We start from the raw sequence: 9,815 nt of genomic DNA on the forward strand, positions 1-9,815 counted from the left end.
CGGCTGCTTTCTCGGGTGCGGTATCCGGCGCACCCGCTGCGGGTGCAGGTGGTGCAGGAAGACATAGCTTCAACGGTGGCAACGCAGGTGGCGGCGGCGGGGGCGGTATCGGATTCGTGATCATCAAAGAATACTGCACGAAGTGAGGAACGAATGAAGATTTTCTGTGAAATCAAAGACGGCGCTGTCGTCAATCGCGCAGTGTTCGGTGAGGCTGGAATCCCAGACGGGTGGGATGGCCAGTGGGTTGCCAACGAAGAAGCCGATATCGGCTGGACCTATGCCAACGGTCAGTTTATCGCGCCACCTCTGCTGCCCGCCGTTGTGGAAATACCGACTGTCATATCCAGCAGGCAATTCTTCCTGCAGTTGGCCGTCTCTGGCCTCACCGATCAAGTTACTGCTTGGGTATCAGCGCAGGATCCACTCGTGCAAATAGCATTCAATAAGTCAGCTACATTCCTTCGTGCTGATGAGATGCTTCAGCAGGGGTTCTCAGGTCTCGGCTTTACGGTCGAGCAGTTGGATGGATTCTTCACTGCTGCCGCGGGGCTTTAAGTTATGATATCCACTGCAAGTTGCAAATTTGGGCTGAATTGCCCCGACACAGATCTGCCGCGTAGTTGCGCGACGCGTTTGCAACATATTAAGTGCCGACTCATGTATTGGGGAAAAGTTGCCAAACGCGCACTATTGGAATCGCTGGAGTTAATCAGGCTCGACAATCCATGGCGAACCACGGTTACGCTTGGCGTGGCGGCGTCGGTTGGCGTGCTGGGGTATATATTATCCAGCTCCCTCGATGGCTTGGTGAGGGCTGCTTACGCGGTCGGCGCAGTTGCACTCGTTGGGTTCATCCTCTTTCTGGTCAAGCTTGTCACTGTGCCGCCAAAGGTGGCTACTGAGGCAGATGCCCGCGTCAAAGAGTGGTCCCAAAAATATGAAGCGCTATCGCAACACAGCAATGACAACTTGCGTGCCCATCGCGAGCTCGCTTGGATTGCAGCGCGTTTTATAATTCATGCCATGAACGAAGCACAGAGGGGCAACTGGCACGACGCAGAAGCTGCAGATTTTCAGATATGTGAAGAGGCACTCAATCGTGTACCGTTCGAGGCTATTCGCCCAGCTCATCTAATCGAGTGTTTTGTGGAAATAAAGCATATGGTGGTTCGTGCGGCGAAGATTACAAAAGGCCATGGCGAAGACCAACAAAAAATTCAGGAAACAATTCAACGAACAAGGAGCGCTATGGGGCGCATAGACTTGGCCCTTCCAACCTCCGCGAATGATGCGGTCGAGGTCTGACGCCCATCGGAGTCTATGACTGATCGAGTTCACCCCTTTGATGGCGGTTTGCCCGCGTTAGCCAGCTTCGTGTCTAAGGCTAGCTTTCGGGCGGCTGCGCGAGCGGGATTAACGTAGAAGTGTGTAAAGCACTCCTCCAACACCTCAAGACACCATTCCGCTTCTTCCGGGTCAACGTCGATCACCTGCAGAGTTGTAACGTCAGTGATAGGATGGGCAGAAAAGTTACCAAAATTGCGAATACCATCTACCGTCGCGCGTAGGGATGGAGGAACAGCCTTTGTCGTATCGGTTTCATTGATCAGTAAATCGATCTCCTTGGCCAAATCTTTCGCAATATAATTGTGAGCCCGAAGCATGGCCTGCAGGCAGCGACGTGATAGAGCCGCTGAAGCCTTTGGGCTGATATTGAGCACGTTACACGCCTCGATATAGTCATATGCTACAGTGGATGGAACTTCCTTTGGCACAGGATCTCGATTTGTGCGCTTTGGTTCAATGGGCGACCAATTTTCAACCGCGACGGTAATCTCAAACGAATTTCTGGCCGCTAAGCCGTACTCTAACACGATCTTTTCGCATGCCGGACAGACGCTACTTCGATAATCCCAAGGACGAGCCACATTGTTCGGTCCAACAAACGGACGCTGAACCCAAGCCATATGAACCGTTACTGAACAATGTGGGCACTTCATTTAACTATCCTCTAGAAAAGCATTTTATAGACGTTGCCGGCGCTATCCTTGGCAATACCATAACCGCTCGCCGTTCCGCTGCCCGTATAGAACTCTGCATCGACCGTGGTACCGCGATTGCATGTCATGAAGGCCTGCCCCTTGTTGACGCCCGGCATAATGCCAGTTGTCACCGACGAGCCGTAGACTGCGCCACCGTATACGCTGAACAGCGATCCTGTGGTGACAGCGCCAATCCTTGGTGCAACCGACGACCAAGTGCCATTGCACATCTGACCGTCAGCGAGAGTGGCCTTGATGGGACCACTGTTATTCTCTACGCCCATCGCAACAGCCTTCACGGTCGGCAACGGCACCTGTTTAGCAAGCGGTCCTTGTATTGGATACATGTTGACATTGGCGCTCATGCAGCCCGACAGAGCGCACGCGGAAGCGAGCGCCAACATTCGTAATTTCATAGGAATTCCCCCAACCCGATGGATGCAATCTATGCGTGCGGGTGTGGAGGAATGCAAGTTGTATTAGAGCTCGGCGCGTCGGCGCGGTTTCTTTGCTGTGAGTTTGCGCAATTTCTCCATCAGTCTCGCTTCAGACAGATGCGTCTGCGGTGGCAAACCCGAGACCCCAAACGTTCCCTTCGCAGGCACACGCATCGCCTCCCATATCGCCACCAGGTCACCCTCGCTAAATAGGATGGCTCTGCCGCGTACTGAGCAGAGGCCGCGATCCTGAGCAAACTTCGCCAGTGTCCGCGGCTTCAAACGTATCTTCTCTGCTGCCTCATCAAGGGTGTAGATATTTTCCAGCGTTTCCTTGGGGCTCATCCCATAGTCCTCTCGACGAACAAACTCACGTGTGCCGGTCTTATGTTGTCTCGTGCGGCTACACGCATGATTTCCGCGATATCATTTAGGTCCTGCCCGCTGAAAAGGAGGTCTCTGCTATGGGCAGCGCAAAGACCCTGTCTGCGTGCCAGGCGCCCTAGTGCATTCGGCTTTATTCGCAGTTTTTCGGCGGCCTCGTGGAGGGTGTAGATCGTGGGTAGGGTCATTTCAGCGGGCAGATTTGATTCATCACGACGACTATTGACCGTTCAATCTGGGCGGTCAACGCCTCTGGATTATTCTTCACGTAGGAAACCAAAGCCGAATAGAAAGTCGGCATTTCGATGTTGCCCTGGTTCAAACATTGTCTTCTTTTTTGTGCTGCCTCAAGGTTCATTGGATTGTTCGTGTCAACGTATGTCAGCATTGCGCTTACGGAGCCAGCTACAAAACCTTGCATATAAACCCCATCGTTCTGAAGCAAATCTGCACCTGAAAACGCCCACGCTGGCGAGGTCAAGAAAACACTAAGAAAACCCGATAGTAACGCCTTCACAGCACATCTCCTTTCGGTCCACTCGCCGTTTAATTTACGGATGCCTATCCCTCAGTCGCACTCCTGGGCCATTCCCGTTTGGATCGATGAAGAGGATGCCTGCAGATTCAAGCGCTGATCGAACCGCGGTAACGTTGTTGATCATGCCCGTTGCATATCCTTCGCTTGCCTCCATCCTCTTCAAGGTTGGAATTGAAATCCGCGCGCTTGCAGCCAACACGCTTTGGGACATGCCCAAAAGCGACCTAGCTGCAGCTATTTGGCGGCCCGTTATGGTTGACGACTGATCCATAGGTATCAAAATTATCCAAAGGTGTTGACATTAGGATTGAAGTGATCTAAAAGTATCACATTGACCCAATTGAAGCAACCAGAGGAACATCAAATGACCCATGCAGCAGCAGTATCCCAGGAACCAGACAGATTTTCCGTAAGCGAAATGACCGGCCTTTTGGCCGGCATCAACTCCGCAATGTATCTGTGCGGAATGCCAGACGCGGCAATGAACGCACTATTCGACGCGCACGCCGCAGTCATTGACGAGTTAATTAGGACGCCTAGCGTTGATTATAGCGACGTGGAAGCCAAGGTCGCTGCAGCAAAGATCCTCGTTGAGAATCCCGATGACGGACAATGGGCTGCACAGATTGCAGCGATTGGCGCGAGTATCGGCCGCGACATGGTTCGCTTCGACGGACGCGACGTTGTTATAGCAGCACTCGCGGCCTGACCATCCGCGATACGAGGAGAACCACGTTGAACAGAAGAAGATAGCAAGCCACCACAACCACCACAGCCAACTTGGCCGGCGTACTTTCTCCAAAGGCGCCGGCTCTTTTTTGTCTGCTAACAGTTGAGGGGGCGTAGATTTGGTTTCTCAGTTGTCAGAGGCGTTGGCGGTGTGCGTACTGGATTGGCAGCAACTAAACACCAGAAGAGGAGGCGGCTATGCGCGCTGAAAATGACAATGACCCGTTTGCCCGCCTTCCGCTCTTCGCGAGCGACGCGGCGATTGCAGAGGCAATCGTAGGTAAGGCAGCCGCACCACGCTGGCTGAAGGAACGATTGCCGACGATATCAGAGAAGCCTGGCTTTCCACAGATCGACGCCTTTCACGGCGGACGTGCCGTTCCGCTCGTGCGAGTTTTTTATCAGAGCTATCTCGGGATCACAGTTGGGTCTGGCGGCATGCCTGATCGGGGGGAGGGCGAATGGAAAGGCCGAAAGCAGTAGGTCTTAAATGGATGAAGCGCGCGTCTGGTCACGCTCCCGTATGGGTTGCCGACGAGGCGGATGTTAAGCGCGGATATAGTCCAAAGACCGTCAATCTCTCATTCATGCAAGACAGTCCAGACATGCTAGTCGCCAAGTGCAATGCACTTCAGGCGGATATGCTGCTGTGGCGGACAGGATATCGCCACGACCCGCTCGCCTTCGATGGCACGCTTCGCTCACTGTTCTCGACATATCAGCGAGACGAGGAAAGCGCTTTTCACAAACTAAAACCTGGCTCGCTTGTCCCGTACAAACATTACCTTGCCAAGCTCGAGGAGCACATAGGACCGAGGCGCGTCGATTCCATAATGGGCATCGACGTTATCCGATGGCACAAAATCTGGAGTGATGGAGACAAGCACCTTGCGGCAGCAGCGACTTGCCGAGCCATCCTTGAGGCGGCAGTGCGACATGGCATCCTGCGCCGCTTTGACGGATGCATTCAACTGCGTGAAATCCTAAAGACTGCCCGCTTTGGATTGCCACAGCCAAAGCGTCGTGAGACGGTTCTTACGGCCGCGGAAGCCATTGCCGCCAGACAAGCGGCGCATGCTGCTGGTAGGCCATCCTCGGCGCTCCTATACGCTCTTGTTTATGAGACCACATTGCGTCTTTGGGACGCTGCAGGTCAATGGTGGCCTATGGAGACGGGTGGCGTCTCAGACGTGCTTGACGTGGAGGCTGGACTGAAATGGTTTGGATTGCGATGGGAGAATGTAGATGACAACCTTTTGTTGAAGTTCACACCATCGAAGACCGCAAACACGTCTGGCAAGTCGATCGCATATCCGCTGTCGAAGGCGCCTATGGTCTTGGAGGAAATGGCACACTGGACCGACGACAAGCGCATAGGACCAATGATCGTCTCGGAGGCGACCGGTCTGCCTTACAACTCTGGGGCTATAACAGACCGATGGGCTGAGGATAGGGAAGTCGCTGGTATCGATCCAAAGGCATGGGCTCGCGATCTTAGGGCTTCAGGAATCACTGAGGGCAGGGCATCTGGTGCAACAACCGACGACGCTGCAAAGGTTGCCGGCCACAGCGGAACACGCACGACATCAGCGGTTTACGATCGTGCGACAGAAGAAGCAGCAGACCGCTTCGCAGACGCTCGGTTGAAGGGCCGAGAACAGAGCGGTAACGGCAGCGGTAACGGGCGGTAACGCGTCCGTTCCAATGTCTTGATCTTTAACATTAATTAACTGATGCGACTTTAACCGCACCTTAAATCGCCGCATTTACCCTGCAACGGGGCGCTTGCAACTATTCGGGCTCATGGGGGCGGGACTTCTCATCAATGGCATCACGCGACAAGGGCAGACAGCGCATTGAGCCGGGGTTCGGTAGGGACCGCCGTTCGGGCGATGATTTGCGCGCAGATCCGGAGGACAGGCCTGTGGCAAAACGCAAGACGGCACGCAAACCCGCTAAATCGCAACGTGGCAGATCGCGCCGCGCCCGCAGCAGCGGCGGTTTTCTTGGTGCGCTGCGCCGTCTGGTCTATTGGTCATTCGTTCTGTGCATCTGGGGCGGGATAGCCTTGGCCGGCACTGTCATTTACTTCGCCGCCAAGATGCCGCAGACGACCACATGGGCCATTCCCGATCGTCCGCCCAACGTCAAGATCGTTTCGGTCGAGGGTGATCTGATTGCCAATCGCGGCGCATCTGGCGGCGAGGCGATCAGCCTGCATGACATGTCGCCATATCTTCCGGAAGCTGTCGTCGCCATCGAGGATCGCCGGTTCTATTCGCATTTTGGCGTTGATCCGATCGGCTTCACCCGTGCGATGGTGGCCAATGTCATGTCCGGACGGCTTGTCCAGGGCGGCTCGACCATCACCCAGCAGCTGGCCAAGAACCTTTTCCTCACACCGGACCGCACCATCGAACGCAAGGTGCAGGAAGTCATGCTCGCCCTCTGGCTCGAGCAGAAATATACCAAGGATCAAATTCTCGAAATGTATCTGAACCGGGTCTATCTCGGTTCCGGTTCCTATGGCGTTGCCGCAGCCTCCCGGCGTTATTTCAACAAATCGGCCAAGGAAGTGACGTTGCCGGAAGCCGCATTGATTGCGGGGCTGTTGAAGGCACCATCGCGCCTGTCGCCTGCGCGTGATCCGAAAGCCGCGCGTGAACGGTCGCAGCTTGTACTCGCGGCCATGCGCGAACAGGGCATGATCGGCGACAAGGAACTCAACTTCGCCATGAAACAGCCGGCAACCCGCGCCGCCTCCTATTGGAGCGGTTCGGAGCAATATGTCGCCGATCGTGTCATGGAAGACCTCCCGGATCTGATTGGCGATGTGCGCAGGGATGTGATCGTCGACACCACTGTCGATCTCGGGCTGCAAAAGCTCGGCGAGGCGTCGATCCGCGACCTGATCAGCAAGAATGGTGAGAAGCTCAACGTTTCCCAGGGTGCCCTGGTTTCGGTGGATGGTACCGGTGCGGTGCGGGCGCTGGTCGGCGGCTACGACTATGCCAACAGCCAGTTCGATCGTGCCAGCGAGGCCAAGCGTCAGCCGGGCTCGGCGTTCAAGCCGTTTGTCTATCTATCCGCGCTTGAACAAGGGTTCACGCCCGAATCCGTGCGCAACGACGCGCCCATCCGCATCGGCAACTGGACGCCCGGCAACTTCAACGGCAAGTATTTCGGCAAAGTCACCCTGGCTGAAGCGCTGGCGCGCTCGCTGAATTCCGTTTCGGCGCAGCTTGTGATGGAAGTGGGCCCGTCGACGGTCGTATCGACAGCCCATCGCCTCGGCATCGAGTCGAACCTCACGGCAAATGCTTCACTGGCACTTGGAACATCGGAAGTAACGCTTCTGGAACTGACCGATTCTTTTGTGCCGTTTGCCAATGGCGGCTACAGGGCGCCGCCCTATATCATCCGCCGCGTGACGACCAACGAAGGCAAGGTGCTCTACCAACACAAGAACACCGCTACGGATCGGGTCATCGATCCGCGCAACGTCGGCATGATGAATGCCATGCTGCGCCAAACGGTCGATACGGGGACGGCGACGAAAGCCAAATTCGGCTGGCCGGCAGCGGGCAAGACCGGCACCAGCCAGAACTTCCGCGATGCCTGGTTCATCGGCTACACATCGAACCTGACGACCGGCGTCTGGTTCGGCAATGATGACGGCAAGCCGACCAAGAAGATCACCGGCGGCTCGCTGCCAGCCATCGCATGGAAAGACTTCATGGTCGCTGCGCACAAGGGCGTGCCGGTGGCGCAGTTGCCGGGTGACTATCAGCTGCATCAGCAAGTCAATGACGGCAACGATATCCTGCCCTCTTCCGGGGTCGATCCCACGGTGCCAGCTGCCGAGGGCGTGCCTTCCGCGCAACTCGATCCGGTCGGCCCGGTTCCTCCTGCGGATCTCGGCGATCAAACCGGCTCAACCCGCCCCGTGCCTCCCGGCGAGGTTGGCCACAAGGGCCGCAAGACGACGCTTTTTGACCTGATCATGGGCAATTGATTTGGATTTATATACGTAGCGCCAACATTGCCGCCTTACCCTCCCCCTCGTGGGGAGGGGCGGAGCGAAGCGACGGGGAGGGGTCTTTCTAATTATATGGAATGGGCAGTGCGAGGTTGTTTAAAATGCCCCTCCCTGCTGCTGCGCAGCCTCCCTCCCCACAAGGGGGAGGGTTAAGAGTCGAGCCATTGCATCAATCCCGCTAACTCGTCAAAGTCCGTTTCACCGCCGCCCGCCACCCGGCGATTTTCGCCTTTCGCGTCTTGTCGTCCATCTTCGGCACAAACCGTATGTCGCGTTCCCAGGTCTTGGCGAAATCGCGCTTGCCAGGCCAGATGCCCGCCTTCGAGCCCGCCAGCCATGCGGCTCCGAGTGCTGTCGTTTCGAGAATCGTCGGACGATCCACCGGTGCATCGAGAATGTCGGCGAGACGTTGCATCGTCCAGTCGGAAGCGACCATGCCGCCATCGACACGCAGAACGGTCTTCGTACCGGAAGACTTCCAGTCCTTGCGCATCGCATCGAGCAAATCTCGCGTCTGATAGGCAACCGATTCGAGAGCGGCGCGGGCAAATTCCGCCGGACCGGTGTTGCGGGTAAGGCCGTAGATGGCGCCGCGCGCCTCGGCATCCCAATGCGGCGCGCCAAGGCCGACGAAGGCTGGAACGAGATAGACATTCTGGCTTGGATCGGCCTGGTCGGCGAGTTTGCCGGTTTCGGGCGCCGAGCCGATGATTTTCAACCCGTCGCGCAGCCATTGCACGGCGGCGCCGGCAATAAAGATCGAGCCTTCCAGGGCATAGGTCGTCTTGCCATTGAGACGGTAGGCAATTGTCGTCAGCAGCCGGTTCTTCGACAGCACCATGTCGCTGCCTGTGTTGAGAACGGCAAAACATCCGGTTCCATAGGTGGATTTGAACATGCCCGGCTCGAAACAAGCTTGCCCGATAGTCGCCGCGTGTTGGTCGCCCGCCACGCCGAGAATGGGAATTGAAGCGCCAAAGATGTCGGCTTCAGCAGCGCCGTAATTTGCCGCGCAGTCTTTTACCTCCGGCAGCATGGCGCGAGGGATGCGGAGGATGTCGAGGAGCTCATTGTCCCATTCGTTCGTCGCTATGTTGAAGATCAACGTCCGCGAAGCATTTGTAGCGTCGGTTGCATGCACCTTGCCGCCGGTCAGCCGCCAAATGAGGAAACTATCGACCGTGCCGAAGAGCAGTTCGCCGTTTGCAGCGCGTTTGCGTGCACCGGGCACCTTGTCGAGGATCCAAGAGAGCTTGGTGCCGGAAAAATACGGATCGAGCAGCAGGCCTGTCTTCTTCGTGAACGTCTTTTCGAGGCCCTGCTTTTTCAGCTTCTGGCAGAGCGGAGCCGTTCGCCTGTCTTGCCAGACGATGGCATTGTGAATTGGTTTGCCGGTCTCCTTGTCCCAGATAATGACCGTCTCACGCTGATTGGTGATGCCGATAGCCGCAACGTCGCCTGCCTCTATCTTGGCGTTCTCAATCGCCACTTCGCACGTTTTGAGTACCGATCGCCAGATTTCTTCCGGATCATGCTCCACCCAGCCCGATTGCGGATAGATCTGCGTGAATTCCTGCTGGCTCTTGCCCACAACCTTGCGGTTCTTGTCGAAAACAATAGCGCGGCTCGACGTYGTTCCCTGG

At 56.2% G+C, this 9,815-nt stretch carries 11 protein-coding genes; 6 read left to right on the forward strand and 5 right to left on the reverse strand.

The genetic code is table 11. The annotated features are described in order from the left end of the window. The first annotated feature begins 153 nt into the window (after window positions 1-153). Window positions 154-558 (forward strand): hypothetical protein, encoded by a 405-nt coding sequence (locus ACXJ5O_RS11600; RefSeq protein WP_457300027.1) that lies wholly within the window; start codon window positions 154-156, stop codon window positions 556-558. 102 nt (window positions 559-660) lie between these two features. After that, the gene (locus tag ACXJ5O_RS11605; protein ID WP_457300028.1) at window positions 661-1,308 is read left to right on the forward strand and encodes a hypothetical protein; all 648 of its coding nucleotides are present in this window, start codon (window positions 661-663) and stop codon (window positions 1,306-1,308) included. A gap of 29 nt (window positions 1,309-1,337) precedes the next feature. Here the strand turns inward: ACXJ5O_RS11605 and ACXJ5O_RS11610 are convergent, their stop codons facing one another. The 4 genes from ACXJ5O_RS11610 to ACXJ5O_RS11625 form a co-directional block, all read right to left on the reverse strand. Beyond that, the gene (locus tag ACXJ5O_RS11610) at window positions 1,338-2,003 is read right to left on the reverse strand and encodes a DUF4145 domain-containing protein (protein WP_457300029.1); all 666 of its coding nucleotides are present in this window, start codon (window positions 2,001-2,003) and stop codon (window positions 1,338-1,340) included. An 11-nt stretch (window positions 2,004-2,014) separates the two neighbouring features. Next, on the reverse strand, window positions 2,015-2,461 hold the full coding sequence (locus ACXJ5O_RS11615) for a hypothetical protein (protein WP_457300030.1): 447 nt from the start codon (window positions 2,459-2,461) through the stop codon (window positions 2,015-2,017). Between the two features lie 63 nt (window positions 2,462-2,524). Further along, window positions 2,525-2,827 (reverse strand): hypothetical protein, encoded by a 303-nt coding sequence (locus ACXJ5O_RS11620; protein ID WP_457300031.1) that lies wholly within the window; start codon window positions 2,825-2,827, stop codon window positions 2,525-2,527. A 223-nt stretch (window positions 2,828-3,050) separates the two neighbouring features. Further along, entirely contained in the window at window positions 3,051-3,383 is a 333-nt protein-coding gene (locus ACXJ5O_RS11625; RefSeq protein ID WP_457300032.1) for a hypothetical protein, read from the reverse strand. A gap of 385 nt (window positions 3,384-3,768) precedes the next feature. On the opposite strand from ACXJ5O_RS11625, the gene ACXJ5O_RS11630 reads away from it, so the two are divergent. The 4 genes from ACXJ5O_RS11630 to ACXJ5O_RS11645 all read left to right on the forward strand — a co-directional run bounded on the left by ACXJ5O_RS11630 (window position 3,769) and on the right by ACXJ5O_RS11645 (window position 8,148). Next, a complete protein-coding gene (locus ACXJ5O_RS11630) occupies window positions 3,769-4,113 on the forward strand; it encodes a hypothetical protein (RefSeq protein WP_457300033.1) in 345 nt (114 codons plus the stop codon). Window positions 4,114-4,331: 218 nt separating this feature from the next. Next, on the forward strand, window positions 4,332-4,616 hold the full coding sequence (locus ACXJ5O_RS11635) for a hypothetical protein (RefSeq protein WP_262294524.1): 285 nt from the start codon (window positions 4,332-4,334) through the stop codon (window positions 4,614-4,616). Next, the gene (locus ACXJ5O_RS11640; RefSeq protein ID WP_457300034.1) at window positions 4,595-5,824 is read left to right on the forward strand and encodes an integrase; all 1,230 of its coding nucleotides are present in this window, start codon (window positions 4,595-4,597) and stop codon (window positions 5,822-5,824) included. Before ACXJ5O_RS11635 ends, ACXJ5O_RS11640 begins: the two co-directional genes overlap by 22 nt. A 134-nt stretch (window positions 5,825-5,958) precedes the next feature. After that, window positions 5,959-8,148: a transglycosylase domain-containing protein gene (locus ACXJ5O_RS11645; protein WP_457300035.1), complete on the forward strand. Its 2,190-nt coding sequence runs from the start codon at window positions 5,959-5,961 to the stop codon at window positions 8,146-8,148. A gap of 202 nt (window positions 8,149-8,350) precedes the next feature. On the opposite strand, the gene glpK is transcribed toward ACXJ5O_RS11645, so the two are convergent. Next, the coding region (glpK, locus tag ACXJ5O_RS11650) for a glycerol kinase GlpK (protein WP_457300036.1) at window positions 8,351-9,815 on the reverse strand (1,465 nt) is incomplete at its 5' end.

The organism is Phyllobacterium sp. P5_D12, assembly GCF_054049495.1.